The sequence below is a fragment of the Nostoc sp. genome (assembly GCF_036917555.1).
Lineage (GTDB): Bacteria > Cyanobacteriota > Cyanobacteriia > Cyanobacteriales > Nostocaceae > Nostoc.
Window position 1 is genome coordinate 18,963 of sequence record NZ_JBALDD010000089.1, and the last position, 16,655, is coordinate 35,617.

The 16,655-nt window shown below is 41.6% G+C and carries 11 protein-coding genes and 1 pseudogene; 6 read left to right on the top strand and 6 right to left on the bottom strand.

The window, feature by feature from the left end; genetic code table 11:
- Nucleotides 1-180: 180 nt before the first annotated feature.
- Nucleotides 181-1,323, top strand: coding sequence for a serine/threonine-protein kinase (locus V7K60_RS33095; RefSeq protein WP_334932203.1), 1,143 nt, complete (start codon nt 181-183; stop codon nt 1,321-1,323).
- Between the two features lie 376 nt (nt 1,324-1,699).
- On the opposite strand, the pseudogene gndA reads toward V7K60_RS33095, so the two are convergent.
- A pseudogene (gndA, locus tag V7K60_RS33100) lies at nt 1,700-3,121 on the bottom strand (NADP-dependent phosphogluconate dehydrogenase); the annotation flags it as partial.
- A gap of 216 nt (nt 3,122-3,337) precedes the next feature.
- On the opposite strand from gndA, the gene V7K60_RS33105 reads away from it, so the two are divergent.
- Entirely contained in the window at nt 3,338-4,075 is a 738-nt protein-coding gene (locus V7K60_RS33105; protein WP_334932205.1) for a Ycf66 family protein, read from the top strand.
- A 53-nt stretch (nt 4,076-4,128) separates the two neighbouring features.
- Here V7K60_RS33105 and V7K60_RS33110 read toward each other — a convergent pair whose 3' ends face one another.
- The 5 genes from V7K60_RS33110 to V7K60_RS33130 form a co-directional block, all read right to left on the bottom strand.
- The gene (locus V7K60_RS33110) at nt 4,129-4,548 is read right to left on the bottom strand and encodes a hypothetical protein (RefSeq protein ID WP_334932207.1); all 420 of its coding nucleotides are present in this window, start codon (nt 4,546-4,548) and stop codon (nt 4,129-4,131) included.
- Nucleotides 4,541-4,759, bottom strand: coding sequence for a hypothetical protein (locus tag V7K60_RS33115; protein ID WP_334932208.1), 219 nt, complete (start codon nt 4,757-4,759; stop codon nt 4,541-4,543). Before V7K60_RS33115 ends, V7K60_RS33110 begins: the two co-directional genes overlap by 8 nt.
- Before the next feature lie 113 nt (nt 4,760-4,872).
- The gene (locus V7K60_RS33120) at nt 4,873-7,602 is read right to left on the bottom strand and encodes a tetratricopeptide repeat protein (RefSeq protein WP_334932210.1); all 2,730 of its coding nucleotides are present in this window, start codon (nt 7,600-7,602) and stop codon (nt 4,873-4,875) included.
- Nucleotides 7,603-7,906: 304 nt separating this feature from the next.
- Nucleotides 7,907-8,932 (bottom strand): GGDEF domain-containing protein, encoded by a 1,026-nt coding sequence (locus V7K60_RS33125; RefSeq protein ID WP_334932212.1) that lies wholly within the window; start codon nt 8,930-8,932, stop codon nt 7,907-7,909.
- An 883-nt stretch (nt 8,933-9,815) separates the two neighbouring features.
- Complete coding sequence (locus V7K60_RS33130; protein WP_334932214.1) at nt 9,816-10,055, bottom strand: heavy-metal-associated domain-containing protein; 240 nt, start codon at nt 10,053-10,055, stop codon at nt 9,816-9,818.
- A gap of 314 nt (nt 10,056-10,369) precedes the next feature.
- On the opposite strand from V7K60_RS33130, the gene alaS reads away from it, so the two are divergent.
- From alaS to V7K60_RS33150, 4 genes are all read left to right on the top strand, one after another.
- Nucleotides 10,370-13,138 carry an alanine--tRNA ligase gene (gene alaS / locus V7K60_RS33135; protein WP_334932216.1) on the top strand — a complete coding sequence of 923 codons (2,769 nt, stop codon included), beginning with the start codon at nt 10,370-10,372 and terminating at the stop codon, nt 13,136-13,138.
- Nucleotides 13,139-13,430: 292 nt separating this feature from the next.
- Nucleotides 13,431-14,666 carry a tryptophan synthase subunit beta gene (gene trpB, locus V7K60_RS33140; protein ID WP_334932218.1) on the top strand — a complete coding sequence of 412 codons (1,236 nt, stop codon included), beginning with the start codon at nt 13,431-13,433 and terminating at the stop codon, nt 14,664-14,666.
- A 31-nt stretch (nt 14,667-14,697) separates the two neighbouring features.
- Entirely contained in the window at nt 14,698-15,855 is a 1,158-nt protein-coding gene (locus V7K60_RS33145; protein WP_334932220.1) for a class I SAM-dependent methyltransferase, read from the top strand.
- Between the two features lie 158 nt (nt 15,856-16,013).
- Nucleotides 16,014-16,301 (top strand): hypothetical protein, encoded by a 288-nt coding sequence (locus V7K60_RS33150; RefSeq protein ID WP_334932222.1) that lies wholly within the window; start codon nt 16,014-16,016, stop codon nt 16,299-16,301.
- The last annotated feature ends 354 nt before the right edge of the window (nt 16,302-16,655 follow it).

Genomic DNA, 16,655 nt, shown 5'->3' on the forward strand with positions numbered 1-16,655 from the left:
AAGTTTGTATATCAAGGCTTTTGCTTGTTTAAAATGGTGGCTTGATTTCCGCCGCGTTGTAGTAGTTAGTAGTGCGACGCCGAATAACCCGTCGTAGAGATCGCTCATATTTTAACGGATTCGCAAAAGTCTCCACCCTTAACGCCAGTAAAATAAAGAGATATAAGAGCGATCGCCTGTATGAGCTACTGCCTTAATCCTCATTGTCCCAAGCCTGAAAATCCTGATGATGTCAAGTTTTGCCGGACTTGCGGTACCAAGTTACTCCTCAAAGAACGTTACCGTGCTATCAAACCAATCGGACAAGGTGGTTTTGGCAAAACTTTCTTAGCTGTAGATGAGGATAAACCCTCAAAACCACGCTGCGTAATTAAGCAATTTTATCCCCAATCCCAAGGCACTAACACGCTTGCCAAAGCCGTAGAGTTATTTAACCAAGAAGCAGTGCAGTTAGATGAATTGGGCAAACATCCCCAAATTCCCGAACTACTGGCATATTTTACCCAAGAAAATCGGCAGTATCTTGTACAAGAATTTATCGACGGGCAAAACTTAGCCCAGGAATTGGCACATAGAGGTGCTTTTAGTGAAACACAAATCTGGCAACTATTAAACGATTTATTGTCAGTTTTGCAATTTTGTCACGCCAGACACGTAATTCACCGCGATATCAAGCCAGAAAATATTATTCGTGAAAGCGATGCCGAACGCAAACTAGTCTTAGTAGATTTTGGTGCTGCTAAATCTGCCACTGGCGCTGCCTTAAATAAAACTGGTACTAGTATTGGTAGTCCAGAATATGTTGCCCCTGAACAAATGAGAGGTAGGGCTATTTTCGCCAGCGATATTTATAGTTTGGGTGCGACTTGTATTAATTTATTAACAGTGCGATCGCCCTTCGATTCTTATGATACCAACAACGATACTTGGGTATGGCAGCAATACTTGCAAACTCCCGTCAGTAATGAGTTGAGCCGCATTCTCAACAAGATGCTAGAAAGTATCCCGATTCGGCGTTATCAAACAGTAGACGAAGTTCTCAAAGACTTAAATAAATACTTGCCAGTAGCATCAAAGCCAGCGATTCCACCAAAACCTATCCCTCAATCACCAGCAAATTCTTCACCCGCTTTTGTATCGAAATCTCCTAGTCAACTTGAGAAAGAATTAGAAGAAATGAAAACCCAATTTATGGGTAACAGCAAACCTCAACCAAATAAAATACAGCCCCAAAAGCCAACACCTCAGCCTTCTAATAAAAGCAAAATAGATGAAGAATTAGAAGAATTAAAAGCCAAATATCTTGGTAATAACAACTCTTAATATTAAGGTAGTGAGAAGGACATAAGCTGTTATAGCGGTTCTCATTCAGATGCGGTACAACATTATATCGCGGGGTGGGTATACCTCACGCAAACAAGAAGTGCTATATACATCTAAGAAAGCACATTTAGACAGCAAAAGGGCAGAGGAACAATAAAAAAAGATTGATGCTTTTTCTCTAAAATGAAAAATATGCAAGTTAAATGTGTATTAGCTTAACAATTAACAGTGATAACTGAACAAAAAAAGTGGCTCTGTAAGAGCCACTTTAAAATTTACAATTTAAAACTCTCTAAACATTTGGAGATGTTGTAGGTGTTGTAGGTGTAGTTGGTTCTGAAGTTTGCAGCTCTCTTGGTGTGGAAGTTTGCACTGATGCTTCAGAAATCGGCGTCCATTCGGTGTGGAAGGCTCCGGGCTTATCAAGTCGCTCGTAGGTGTGCGCTCCGAAGTAGTCGCGTTGAGCTTGAGTGAGGTTTTGGGGCAAGCGATCGCGTCGATAGCTGTCAAAATAATCTAATGACGCACTGAATGCTGGCACTGGAATTCCCAGTCTTGCTGATGTTACCAACACTTCACGCCAAGCTGTTTGTCTATCAAGAATTGTCTGCTTGAATTCCGGAGCTAATAGCAGGTTAGGTGGCGCTGGATTTTCGTTAAATGCGTTCTTAATCTTATTCAAAAATCCAGCACGAATAATACAGCCACCCTTCCAAATCCGCGCCAATTCACCTAAATGCAAGTTATAGTTGTAGGTTTTTGAAGCTGTAGCTAACAGTGCCATGCCCTGAGCGTAAGAACAGATTTTCGAGCAATACAGAGCATCTCGCACCATATTGATAAAAGCTTTGGTATCTCCCTCATACTTGCCAGAAGGGCCTGTAAGTATCTTGGATGCTACTACCCGCTCTTTTTTGAAGGAAGACATAATCCGGGCGTTCACCGCTGCAATCATTGTCGGTACAGAAACTCCCAAATCCATTGCAGTCTGCACTGTCCAGCGTCCGGTTCCCTTTTGCCCTGCGGCATCAACAATCAAATCGACTAAGGGTAGATTTGTTTCTGGGTCAATGTAGGGGAAAATCTTTGACGTAATTTCAATCAAAAACGAATTGAGTTCGTCGGTGGTGTTCCACTCGGTAAAAACTTCGTGTAGCTGATTATGGTCTAGTCCAGCAACATTTTTCAGCAAGTCGTAGGCTTCAGCAATCAGCTGCATATCGCCGTATTCAATGCCGTTGTGTACCATTTTGACGTAGTGACCTGCGCCACCAGGACCGCAATAGGTTACGCAAGGACCATCGTCAACTTGGGCAGCAATTTTATTAAAAATTGGCGATAGATACTCGTAGGAGCTTTCTGTACCTCCTGGCATGAGTGAAGGCCCATTTAGCGCACCTTCTTCACCACCGCTGACACCCATCCCGATAAACCGAAGTTTAGCCGGTTCTAATTCTTGAGTGCGTCGTTCTGTATCTTCAAACCAAGAGTTGCCACCGTCGATAATGATATCGCCTTCATCTAGCAAAGGTCGGAGTTGAGAAATCACCGCATCTACTGGCTTACCAGCTTGCACCATCACTAGAATTTTACGGGGACGTTCCAATGCGGCAACGAATTCTTCTAGGGTAAAGGCGGCTTTGACGTTCCGTCCTGGCGCACGCTGCGCCATAAACGCATCCGTTTTTTCTCGGGAGCGGTTGTAAACTGCAATTGGGAAGCCATTGCGCTCCACGTTTAGAGCGATGTTCTCACCCATAACGGCTAATCCAATCACACCAAAGCTTTGTAGTGTCATAAAAAATTTCTGGCTAACTCTTGCAGATCCTTTTACCTTAAGGGTAGTCCGATATTTTTCCTTCTCCCCTAAAGAAGACCTTAAGACTTGATATAAACGACAAAAATCCACAACTAACATGGATAATTAATTTTAAATTGTATCTAAATCAACAATTGACTGGCAAAATTTGCAAAATTGAAATAATCAAAGGACGCAGTAAGGAGTAACCAAATAATGCTGGCATTTGTCCTAGCTTTGGTAGTGGGTCTTGGTAGTTTAGCCATTTACATAGCAGCTTTCTTTTTCCCAGAAATCCACCGCAAGAATGACTTTATCTGGAGTGGCGTAGGATTATTCTACGCTTTAGTTTTATGGGTGTTTGCACCACGCATTACTGGAGGTTTGTTGCTGGGTCATCTGGCTAGTGTGGCTCTTTTGGTCTGGTTTGGCTGGCAAACTCTATCATTACGTCGGCAATTGACTCCACAGGCACAACAAACCCAAGTACCCAGTGCTGAGACGGTAAAAACTGGCATTCAAGAACAGGTGAATAAGTTGTCCCTTCAGGAACGGCTGGGCCAGTTGCAAAAAGGTCTTGGTAGTACCTTCAGTGGTGCAAAAGACAAAGTGCAACAGACTGTGAGTAAAAATACACCCACAACCCCCAAACCTGAAGATATTATCTCTGTACTGTCAGAGAAACCTGCTGTTGAGATTATCGACAAAACTATTGTCATACCAGAACAACCAGCAGAGGAGACAGTTACAACCGACACTGAAGCAAAAACCGAGAGTGTACCGGAAGCGATTCCCCCACATCCCCCATCTCCTGAATTGGTGGAAGCAGCGCAACCAGATTTTGAAATTGAGGACAAGCAACCGATTCCTGTAGAAGAAATTGCGCCGGATGCGGTACTCGCTCCCCCAGCAGAAACGCCACCGGAACAAATACCGCCTAATCAAGGTAGTTAAATTCTGTGAAACCCACCGTTAACCTAATATGATGTTGGGTTTCACTATTTCCATCAGGCTATTTTAGAGCTAATTTCAAATACTAATTCAGAACGATAGAAGCACACATCAAACGCTAAAAAGAAATTCATGTGTCCTAAAATCAATGGGGCGTTTCTATCTTTTGTCCAAGCAAAAACTAGCTCTACTGTCGGAAATTGTTCAACATTCGCCATCAACACCAATGCCCTCGCCTCAAACCTAGCCAAATTACCACCCAATGGAACAGAGAGTCTTTGACGTTCCCAAACTGCCCCCAGCCTTAACCCTATTTCGTAAGGCAATACGTTAACAGTAGAACCAGTATCTAGTAAGCCTGATACACTTACAGAACGATTCTGATAAGTCAGAATTAACCGTAGATAAGGCAGCGTACTTAATGCACCAAGTTCTGGATTTACCTCAGTAAATGCAAATCTAACTTTATCAACCATGTGTTGCCGCTTTTTCTTCTGCTAATGCCTTTGCTAAAACAGTAGCAGCTTCAAAAGAATCATATAAGCCAAGACTAGCTACTTTGTCCTCAGCATCCAATGGAACTAAACTTGATTCTTTCAACAATTCGGCTGCCAGAAAATGCATTAGTAAGAGTTTATCAGTGTGGGATAATTCTTTAACTAGCGGGATGAGTTCGGTAAGAAGCATAAGTTAAGGCTTTAATGAATTTAGATAAATTTTAGAGCATAGTTTGGGGAATGCTCTTAACTAATTGGATCTTTTTATTTGGAGTTGCTTGCTCCTTAGTGTCATCTGCCGATTTAACCTTGCAACAATCCCTGAAATCTTGCATCATCCCGAATGCTATCAAAATCAGGGTTTATTTTTGCTTCTATACGGCATCGAGAGGGATTGATATTAATTGCTTGTTGTAGGTTCTCAATGGCTAAATTAACATCATTTTGTAAAGCGAAATAGCAAGCTTTGCCATAATAGCCACTCTCATCATTAGCTTTTAATTCTAAAGCTTTCTCGCAACTAGCCAGTGAATCTTGGTAACGTCCTGCACGAGCTAGGATAATGCCCTGGTTAGCCCACCAAAGCGGATATTCTGGTTTAAGTTTTACAGCTTTATTAAGGTTAGCCAATGCTTCATCATAACGCCCCAACAAACTCAAGCTCAAACCCTTGTTGCTTAAAATATCAGTAGCCTCGGGTTTAATCTTTAAGACCTGATCGCAGATAGTAATTACCTCTTTATAAGAATGTAAGCTCATCAGTGTAACAGCTATATTTCTCAATATATTCAGGTCATCATCTTTAATTGCTAAAGCTTTATATAAACTAGCAAGTGCTTCTTGATAATGCTCTAATGCTCCCAGTACCAAGCCTCGGTTGTTCCAAGCCTCGCCATAGTCGTTTTTAATTTGCAAGGCTTTATCGTAGCTAGTGAGCGCTTCTTTATAACGACCTAATTTTGCTAAGACATTGCCTTGGCAGTAACAAATTATGGGATTGTCATCCTGAATTATTAAGGCTCTGTTGTAACTAACGAGCGCTTCTTCATCACAATCTAGATTATGCTGCTGATGACCTAAATTTAAAAATAGACTAACGCTGAATTGAGGATAACTATCAGTTGCAATTTTTTCAGCCTGTTCTGCTGCCGTCTGTAGCAAATCAACTTGCTGATTTGGTTGACTACGTAGGGATTTAGACAACAGCCCTGTATATTTACCCAGTCCATCTTCCAAAAAGTCAACTTGAGAAAAACAAGGTCGTAATGCTGCCTCTATCTCTTCCTTAGAGGGGCCAGTCCAGCCTTTGTACTCAATATCATATTTAGCTGGATTTTCTGGTAACATCATCCAACTAAAGGGAAAGCCCAATTTTATGCTTTTCAGAAACTTCTCAGTTGAATCGGGCAAGAGGCGATAATTCTCTACTGCTGCTTCTGCGGCAATTGCGGCGAAAGGAATCATTACGACATCAATTTGATTGAGATAACGAGAAGCAAAGAAATGGGAAAGAAATTGACGCTGACCCTCATCTCTTCTCGCAAAAAGAGCATGATAGAGAAATTCAGCAGTGTCTTGACGCCAATCAGAGTTATCGTATTTTTCTGGTTGAGGGCTATCTGGAGCAACTTCTTGGTTAGCTTGTTGCTCAAAATATCTGGTTAGCATTTCATGGGTTTCACGAAATCGCGTTTTGTCCTCCTGACAAAATGACAACCGAAAAACATTACGAGCTACATCATCCAGCCGATAGTGACCTTGAACAAACTCAACAAAATCGCACTTTGTTAGCCAATCAAAACAGTCTATACTTGCATGAACACCAGTTTCAAAGTCTATTCCTTGCTTTTGCATCAAGTATTGAATCAACGACCGATCAAACCAACGACAACAAGCTGCAAATTGTACTATCTGTTTTTGCTTTGCATTTAGTCCTTGCAGTAGCAGATCAGTAATCGCCTGGTTGCCACGGGAAAAGTCAATTTCTTTACCTGCTTCTTTCTCCCGTCTAATCCAGTTGAGATAGTAGGGTAAGCCTTTAGTAGCTTTATATATTTTCTGAATCTCTCCAGATTTAGTAATACCAATATGCTGAAGATATTCCTTAGTTTGCTCTTTATTGAATTCATCTAGCCGTTGTTCATAGATTAAATCCCGATCCTGTTGCAACTTCCGCCAACTTTCTTTTTCTAGTAGAGAACGTCGTCCTGCCACCAAAATACGTATACTATAAGACTTAAGGGGCGTATCTTCTAACAAATACTGCCACAGCCAAGTGTCAATATCTGACGATGCTTTTTCATAGGTATCTAGAATCAGTACAATCGAGCGCTTGTGTTTTTGAGTTTTCTGGATTAACCCTTGAGCAAATGCATGAGTCAACTTGGGTATTGGTTCCAGCACCAACTCCTGAAGCTCTTTATCATTCTTTGTTGCTGGATGCTGTTGCAGCAGTTCTTGTATACGCTCTTTCGTCGGTTTGAGTGCCTGTGATGCATCTGATAACATTCCCCCAGCCTTGACCGTAGCATCCAAACCTAAACTCAATGCTGTTCCGTGATCTCCCAAGTAGCTTGCACCTGTTGCTAGCAGTGTGGCTGTTCCTAGTTCAAACCAATCTTTAACCGTGTTTTGTTGCTGTGCATCAACTGATTTACCTTGTACAGGTTCAGTTTTCAGCTTGTAAACAGTTTCCTGATACTGCTCATAAAGTGATGTAAAAGGGTCGGTTTTAGGTAATAAATCCCTTCGCCAGAGTCCGGTAGGTTTTGGTAATAGCTCATAAAGCTTTTCCATTAGCTTCAGTGGCGTTTCAATACCTGCTGTAAGACCAAAAGAGACTTCTACAAAGTCAACTTGCAATTCGTGCGTCTCTTTCAGTTTTTTGATGAGGGTAGTTTTACCAACTCCCCCGAACCCATAAACCTGGGACAGCAGTGGGTTAGACTCTGGAAATTCCAGTGCTTTTGTAAATTTAGCGAGAAAATCCTGCGCTTGCTTACGAGAGATGTAGTAAGGTATTGGAGTTGTCATTTAGTAATAGAAATACTTGGTTTGATGTATAGATTTTAGCGACTTCTATTTTGATTCAACACCTCAAATAGCGGATTTCAAGGAATTATATAAAAATTATATTGAACCATTGTAATTTTTAATACTAAATCTGAGCCTTTGATAGCAACTCGCGATCGCATTACCATTAGCCATAAAAAATTGCGACTGAAACGTACCTTAGTAAAGCAATTCTAGTTTTGACAAAATGATTTTCACTTGAGGCTGCTGCCCAATGAGGTTTTAAAAGGGTTTTAGCTTAAATTGACACGTATGCCCCGCACTTTTAAGAAGAAACAGCTTTCAAATGTGAGCCATGATGAGATAAGTAGTTTGAGTTAATCACCCGATTACGCCCAGAAGTTTTAGCTTGTAACAGACATTGATCGGCACGATGCAGCAGACTCTCTCCTTTCTCATCATCCTCAGCTTGCAGAGAGGCTGTACCCAGGCTAATGGTGACATTAATTGTTAGTTTATTATTGAGTGCAAATGGTTCATCGCTGACTACGCGATTGAGACGACGGGCTACTGGTAGTGCTTCGTCATCGGTAGTATTAGCTAGAAGAATTACAAATTCTTCGCCACCATAGCGGAATGCTGTATCTTGACAGCGCAGATTGTGGCGCAAACGCTGACATAATACTTGCAAAATGCGATCGCCTACTAAATGTCCATGAGTATCGTTAACTTTCTTAAAATGATCTACATCCAGAATAATCAAACTCAGGGAAGTTTTTTGAGTCCTGGCTCTTTGAATTTGTCTGGGCAAGTCCCATTCTAAAGCACGACGATTATTTAATTCTGTCAAGGAATCGGCTAAGGCGATCGCAGATAACATATCATTTGTCCGAATCAAATCTCGGTATTTTTGTGCTTTCCGCAAACCAACTGTCAATTGAGCAAGTATTAGTCCATGATTGGCAGTCAACTCTGCCAACCTATAATCTGTTTTTTCTTCAATAAGATGCCAAATATATGCATCGGCTCCTTGCTTTAGGGCCGCAGCACTCATCTCCAATTCCCTTTGCCAACCCTTATTTCTATCAGTCAGCTGCTGGGAACGATCCTCGAAAAGAATACAATATATCCACGATAGTTTTGTCTGATCTTTCAACCAACCGCAGAGTTCCATACTACTATCCAGGCTAGCCTGCACCAGGATTATATCGGGGGGTGTTGTTTTAATCCACGACACTGCTTGATCCAAATTATCTATAACTTCTACACTAAAAGCAGTCGCATAACGGATCTGATCTGGAAGTGTGGCGATAAAATTATTTTTTCCAAAGATCAGAATAGAAATATTCATTGCTTTATTTTTATCCTATTTAAATTCTAAATAAATTCACTTGGGTAACTACTGCTCTTGTTGTCTAATACTAAATATAATGTTCTCAGCTAAATTATATTTTTTGACATCTTGTTTTTTGAGCATCGATTAGATAGTAAACTTTCAAATTTAATCTCATTTTAAGACTTTGTATTTACTACTACAGTTTCGGAAATATTCATTGCTAACAACTAATGTCTTCTTTACAGTTTATTTTTAAAACAGTAAAAATACTGAATATTATTTAAATCTCTAAAAACTATTGCTGTTGTTTCTTAAGTACTATTTACCTGATGAAATTACCAAAATAAATAGTTTGTAATAACCATTGCATTAGGCAGTTAAATTTATTTTTAAATAGAAAAATAAAGAAAATATAAAGTTTTTCATTGAATTATCAAATCCAAAATTTTATTATGTAATTAAAAATGTCATTTCCTATAAATTTTTTTAGCCTTTCCCTTTACAAACTAGTCTTTTATTAAATAGTAAAAAAATATTTAAATTTTATAGCAAGTATACAGTAAAACCACCTCCTGCAATGTACAGCAGGTCTTTGGGGTTTACCTACCCTCTAGACAAAGACAGAAAGTGTCGGGTAAAAATTTATAATTTAAGTGAAATTTAACAAAAAAACAATGCATTAGCAGAAGAAATAAAATATTTCTGCTTACACTTTATCTGGATTTGTCTATTTACTTAATTCACATCTTTTTTATTTGCTGTAATATCATAAATTTGGAAAACAAAGCTAAATAAAAAAATTATGTCAAAACCTGCCCCTAATTTAGGGAAATTATTTCTATTCCGCCCTTCTACAGGCGGAAAATATAAAAAAATTTTGTTAGCGTCGCCTGAGATATTAAAGTCTAAACTTCTTCTGTGAAAAGCTGGAATCCGATCGATAACCTTTTACAGCGTAACCAGCAGTAACAATTACCTGTTTGATTGACTCCTCAGAAGCTTCGGACTCCACCGTGACAGTTTTAGCGTTAATATCAACATCCACTTTGGTCTCAGGTTCCATAACGTGGATAGACTCAGTAATTATTTCTGCACATCCCTCACAAGCAATATTTGATACTTTCAGTTTTAGTGCCATTTGTTACCTCAGTATGGGAATTTTAAAGTATTTCTTAATGATTAATTTTAAGCATCGAAATACAATGTCTACGACGGTCACTCAGTTCGCAGCCTCTCGTAGAGAAGTGCGGACTACGCCTACACGCATCTTGCCAGAGTCGGATTATGTTGTAAAAGCGTCTTAATCAATGCATTTTGCTCACCCACTGGCAGAATTCGCTGGCAGTAATATAAAACAAAATGCAAGAATATATAAAGCTATTTATGAAAATACACCTACCTAGTGCCGCTACGCCTAAGTCGAAAGTCTAAAGTCTAAAGTTAAAAACACCTATGTCTTCAAATTCCCAGTACCTAAGCGGTAACAAAATTCGCAACATATTTATCGACTTCTTTGCTCAACGGGAACACCAAATTCTCCCAAGTGCCTCCCTCGTGCCAGAAGACCCAACTGTACTGCTGACGATCGCGGGGATGCTACCATTTAAGCCAATATTCTTGGGGCAGCGCACACCAGAATTTAAACGGGCTACGACTTCGCAAAAGTGTATCCGCACCAACGACATTGAGAATGTCGGACGCACCAAACGGCATCACACCTTTTTTGAAATGCTGGGCAATTTCAGCTTTGGTGATTATTTTAAAGAACAAGCGATCGCTTGGGGTTGGGAAATCTCCACACAAGTCTTTGACTTCTCCCCCCAAAATCTCGTGGTCAGCGTTTTTGAAGATGATGATGAAGCCTTTGGAATCTGGCGCGATCAAATCGGTGTGCCAGTAGCGAGAATTAAACGCTTGGGCGAAGATGATAACTTTTGGGCATCTGGCCCGACTGGCCCTTGTGGTCCTTGTTCCGAAATTTATTACGACTTCCATCCAGAACGCGGTGACGAAAATATAGATTTAGAAGACGATTCCCGGTTCATCGAGTTTTACAACCTCGTCTTCATGCAATATAACCGGGATGCGTCAGGCAATTTAACGCCGCTGCAAAACAAGAACATCGACACCGGCATGGGTTTGGAGAGAATGGCGCAAATTCTCCAAAAAGTACCCAATAACTATGAAACTGACCTGATTTTCCCAATTATCCAAACAGCTGCGCAAATTGCTGGTGTTGATTACCACAGCAGTGATGAAAAAACCAAAACTTCCCTAAAAGTCATTGGTGATCATATTCGCGCTGTCATCCACATGATTGCTGATGAAATTCGTGCTTCCAATGTCGGACGCGGTTATGTAATGCGGCGGTTAATTCGGCGGGTGGTGCGTCATGGGCGATTAATTGGGATTTCTGGCGAATTTACTACCCAAGTTGCTGAAACTGCGATCGCTCTTTCGGAATCAGCTTACCCCAATGTGCGCCAACGGGAAGCAGCAATTAAAGCTGAACTGCAACGGGAAGAATCCAATTTTCTCAGAACTCTGGATAGAGGCGAAAAACTGCTAGAAGAAATTATAAATCGTCCATCTTCAATACAAGATGAGCAGTATCGTCCATCTTCTTCTCCAGAACCAAAAGTTTCCGGTTTGCCAGAATCAAAAGTTTCTGGTTTGCCAGAATCAAAAGTTTCTGGTTTGCCAGAACCAAAAGTTTCTGGTTCACCAAAACAAAAAATTTCTGGAATCGATGCTTTTACCCTTTACGATACTTACGGTTTCCCCTTGGAACTGACGCAGGAGATTGCGGAAGAACAGGGACTAGAAGTTGATGAAGTGGGATTCAATATCGAAATGCAAAAACAGGTGGAACGTGCCAAAGCAGCACACGAAACCATCGATTTAACTGTGCAAGGTTCCCTTGACAAATTAGCAGAACACATCCAAGTCACCGAGTTTTTAGGCTATGCCCAATCGGCGGCGACGGCAAAAGTTGAAGCGATTTTGGTAGAAGGTGTTTCTCAAGAGGGAGCAGAAGTGGGGACACAGGTGCAAATTATCCTTGACAAAACGCCATTTTATGGTGAATCTGGAGGGCAAATTGGCGATCGCGGTTATATCTCTGGTGATGGTATCGTTGTTCGGGTAGAAGACGTGAAGAAAGAATCTGATTTCTTTGTTCACTTCGGACGCATCGAACGCGGTACACTACGCGTAGGCGATCGCATCAGCGCCCAAATCGATCCAGCTTGTCGCCGTCGCGCTCAAGCTAACCATACTGCAACACACCTATTGCAAGCGGCGTTGAAGAAAATTGTTGATGAAGGTATATCTCAAGCAGGTTCCCTGGTTTCTTTTGACAGGTTGCGCTTTGACTTCAACTGTCCTCGCGCGTTGACAGCAGAGGAAGTTCAACAAGTTGAAGAACAGGTGAACACTTGGATTGCTGAGGCTCATGCAGCAAAAGTGGAAGTATTACCTTTAGCAGAGGCGAAAGCTAGGGGTGCTGTTGCCATGTTCGGGGAAAAATACGGTGAGGAAGTGCGGGTAATTGACTTTCCTAGCGTATCAATGGAACTATGCGGTGGAACTCACGTAAGTAACACTGCTGAAATTGGTGTGTTCAAGATTATCTCAGAAGCTGGCGTAGCTTCTGGAGTGCGGCGGATTGAAGCCGTTTCGGGGCCAGCAATATTAGATTATCTCAACCTGCGGGATAAAGTAGTAAAAGATTTGAGCGATCGCTTTAAAGTGAAACCTGAAGAATTACCAGACAGAATCACAAGTCTGCAAAGCGAACTGAGAAATAGCCAGAAAGAATTAGAAACCTTAAAGGTACAGTTAGCGATCGCTAAATCTGACAGCTTGCTACAAACAGCCCAAACCGTAGGCGATCATAAAATTATTGTCGCCCAATTAGAAGATGTTGATCCAGAATCATTGAAAACCGCAGCCGAACGCTTGTTGCAAAAAATCGGTAACGGTGCTGTGGTACTGGGTTCTGTTCCCGAAGAGGGAAAAGTGAGTCTAGTTGCAGCTTTTAGTCCAGAAGTGAACAGAAAAGGTTTGCAAGCTGGTAAATTTGTGGGTGCGATCGCTAAAATTTGCGGCGGTGGCGGTGGTGGAAGACCGAACTTAGCCCAAGCCGGCGGACGCGATGCAAGTAAATTACCAGATGCGTTGGCACAAGCGGAAAATGAATTAAAGTCCGCTTTGGGTTAATCTCTTCCTGACTTTTCGCGTCATGTGGAAAAGAAGAGGGCGAAACCTAATCCCATTCCCGACGCGGGAAGAAAAAAACTACAGTGTACTCACAAGTTTCTTGACCTGCAATGCTATTGTTTCGGTTGACAATGCCATTACTCTCGTTCCCATGTTCTACATGAGAATAAGAAAAGCCTCACCAAGCTAAGTTTTTAGGACTATTATTCTCCTATTCCCAATTCCCCATTCCCCAGATATGCTTCAGACTTTTCTATAATAATTAAGTCATTCCCCTCATCAAAAACAGCCTGTGACTACCACTCCCCTATCTCCAAGTTCAACTGCTCAGGTTCCAGATACGCTAGGCCGCTTTGGACGCTTTGGCGGTAAGTATGTACCTGAAACGCTCATGCCTGCCCTGGCTGAATTAGAAACAGCTTATCAGCAATACCGTAATGACCCTGGTTTTCAAGCACAACTACAGCAGTTGTTACGAGACTATGTAGGACGTGCGACACCATTGTATTTTGCTGAACGCCTGACTGCTCATTATGCCCGACCCGATCGCACCGGGCTACAAATTTACTTGAAACGTGAAGATTTAAATCACACTGGCGCTCACAAAATCAATAATGCCGTTGGTCAGGTATTGTTGGCGAAACGCATGGGTAAGCAGCGGATTATTGCCGAAACGGGCGCTGGACAACATGGAGTTGCTACAGCCACAGTTTGCGCTCGTTTTGGGCTGGAATGTGTAATCTACATGGGCGTTCATGACATGGAACGTCAAGCTCTGAATGTATTTAGAATGCGGCTGATGGGGGCAGAAGTGCGGCCTGTGGAGGCGGGAACCGGAACTTTGAAGGATGCTACTTCCGAAGCAATCCGAGATTGGGTGACAAATGTGGAAACTACTCACTACATCCTGGGTTCGGTAGCAGGGCCTCATCCTTACCCAATGATGGTACGTGATTTCCATGCAGTAATCGGCGAAGAAACCCGCGCCCAAGCAATGGAAAAGTGGGGTGGATTACCTGATATTCTCTTGGCTTGTGTCGGTGGTGGTTCCAATGCGATGGGACTATTCTATGAGTTTATCAATGAGCCTTCTATACGCTTCATTGGGATTGAGGCAGCCGGAGAAGGTGTTAATACCGAAAAACACGCAGCAACTTTGACAAAAGGACGAATTGGTGTATTGCACGGAGCCATGAGCTACCTACTGCAAGATGAAGATGGGCAAATCATTGAGGCACACTCAATTAGTGCCGGATTAGATTATCCCGGTGTGGGGCCAGAACATAGCTATTTAAAGGATACTGGTCGCGCTGAATACTATAGTGTGACGGATGCAGAAGCTTTGGCGGCATTCCAGCAATTATCGAAATTGGAGGGGATTATCCCAGCATTGGAAACAGCCCATGCGATCGCTTATCTCGAAACCCTCTCTTCTCAACTAACCGGCAGTCCTCGGATTGTAATTAACTGCTCTGGACGTGGTGACAAAGATGTACAAACGGTAGCCAAATTATTATACCCAGCGTAAATCTACATAAAATATTTGGGAGAAAACAATAATGGATCAACAATTCCAACACCCAATGTTACCCCAACCCACTCACGATGAGTTGGCACGCCAAAGCTTTGTGCAAAGTATGACAATGCACATTTTCAAGAATATCCTTCCTGGTAATAAAGAAGTTTATGAAAAACTAGCCAAGCCGAAGTTTGAACAAGAACATCAGCGTCCTCCCCAGAATCGTTATGAAATTCGGGAAGTAATGCAGCACGAACCCTATTACCGTTGGACTAGTGCCCTAAAGCGCATCAACCAGGAAATGTTATGGGATGCTGTAAATGCCAATGTTGACAGACAACTGCCAGAGTTGATAGAGCGTGCCAAAGATAAGGGTGGTGAACTGGGTACTTTAACCCTCGATCCAAATTTTCAAATACCTACTTATCAAAAGGCTGTAGACATTCACTGTATGCCCGGAGGATATCACAGTGAATTCACTGCCGATGATGTCGCAGCCGGTGCAACCTACGATCGCGGCGCTTACGTTTATGGACTCGGTTGGTTGGGGCCGCTCAACGATAATATGGGGCTATCTATAGTCCAAAACTACCTTTTAGCGGAGTTTCCCAACTTTCGACCGAGCAAAATCCTCGATATGGGATGTTCTATTGGCAATAGCACATTACCTTATGTCGATGGTTTCCCAGATGCGGAAGTCCATGCTATAGATATAGGTGCATCTATACTGCGTTATGCTCATGCAAGAGCCGAAGCCTTGGGAAAACGGGTACACTTCTCTCAGCAAAATGCCGAACATACTAACTTCCCCGATGAATCATTTGACTTAGTGGTTTCTCACATTTTGCTGCATGAAATCCCCCCGTCATCTGTGCGTAAAGTTATGCAAGAGTCTTATCGTCTACTGGTTCCCGGTGGCATGATGATTCATCTAGAAGGACCCCTGTATCATCACATGGATGTTTATACACAGTTTATTTCTGATTGGCAAACTGCTAACAACAACGAACCCTTCTGGAGTGCTGTACGCGATTTAGATTTGCTGCCGCTAGTTACTGAGGCTGGTTTTTCAGCAGATAAGACATTTGAGAAATTTGTCCTGAATGGGGCGTGGAAAGCAAAAGAAACTAATGGTATATTTCCAAATCGTAACTCAGCTACCCAAGGCACTTGGTTTATGGTTGCTGCAACTAAGTAAGCTGAGGAAGTTTCGTAATACTTCGGCTACGCTCAGTACAAGTTCGTAATGGGTTACGGACTGCTACGCTAACGTAATTCGTAATTGAGAAAGTCAGATTTTATCTGGCTTTCCTCATTTTGTATGTCTAGTCTTATTTTTGGAGAATTGGTATTAGGATGACAAAAATAGCCAAGGGTAAACGACCTGTTTACTTAGAAAATCCGCAAACTGATAAATTATTAGCGATCGTCATGGCTTTGACTGGTGAGGTGTCTGTGCTGCATGAGCGGCTAGACACCATTGAACGGTTGCTAGAGGTGAAAGGTATTTTATCCGCTAGTGAGATTGAAGCTTACGAGCCGGATGTCAAAGTAACCAAGGAACGGGAACAGTGGCGTGCAGAATATATTGCACGGGTGTTGCGTGTGGTACAGGAAGAGTTAGAAAACCTCAAAAAAAGCTAGTTGAAATCACATAGATATTTTGCTGAAGAAATCCAGCCATTTTTATCTGATATTCTGTATCTTCAACTGCCACAATCGGTTTTTACTGTTTTTTTGATATGGAAAAGCTATTTAATATACTGAAATACAGTAAAATAGCTGAACTTATGAAGATAAATAAGCATAATTTAAAACTCTTGAGTTTAAATAAATTCAGTAATTACACTATGTGGCAGTCTAAGTGCAGAATCTGGAATATAAATAATCATACTAATGGTATAAGACAATTATTGATTGAAAAGTAGTATTTTTACGTTAAATCGTGAATTTAAATGTTTGCTAGTAGTTTTTGAGCAAAAAAGCCTACAAATAAAG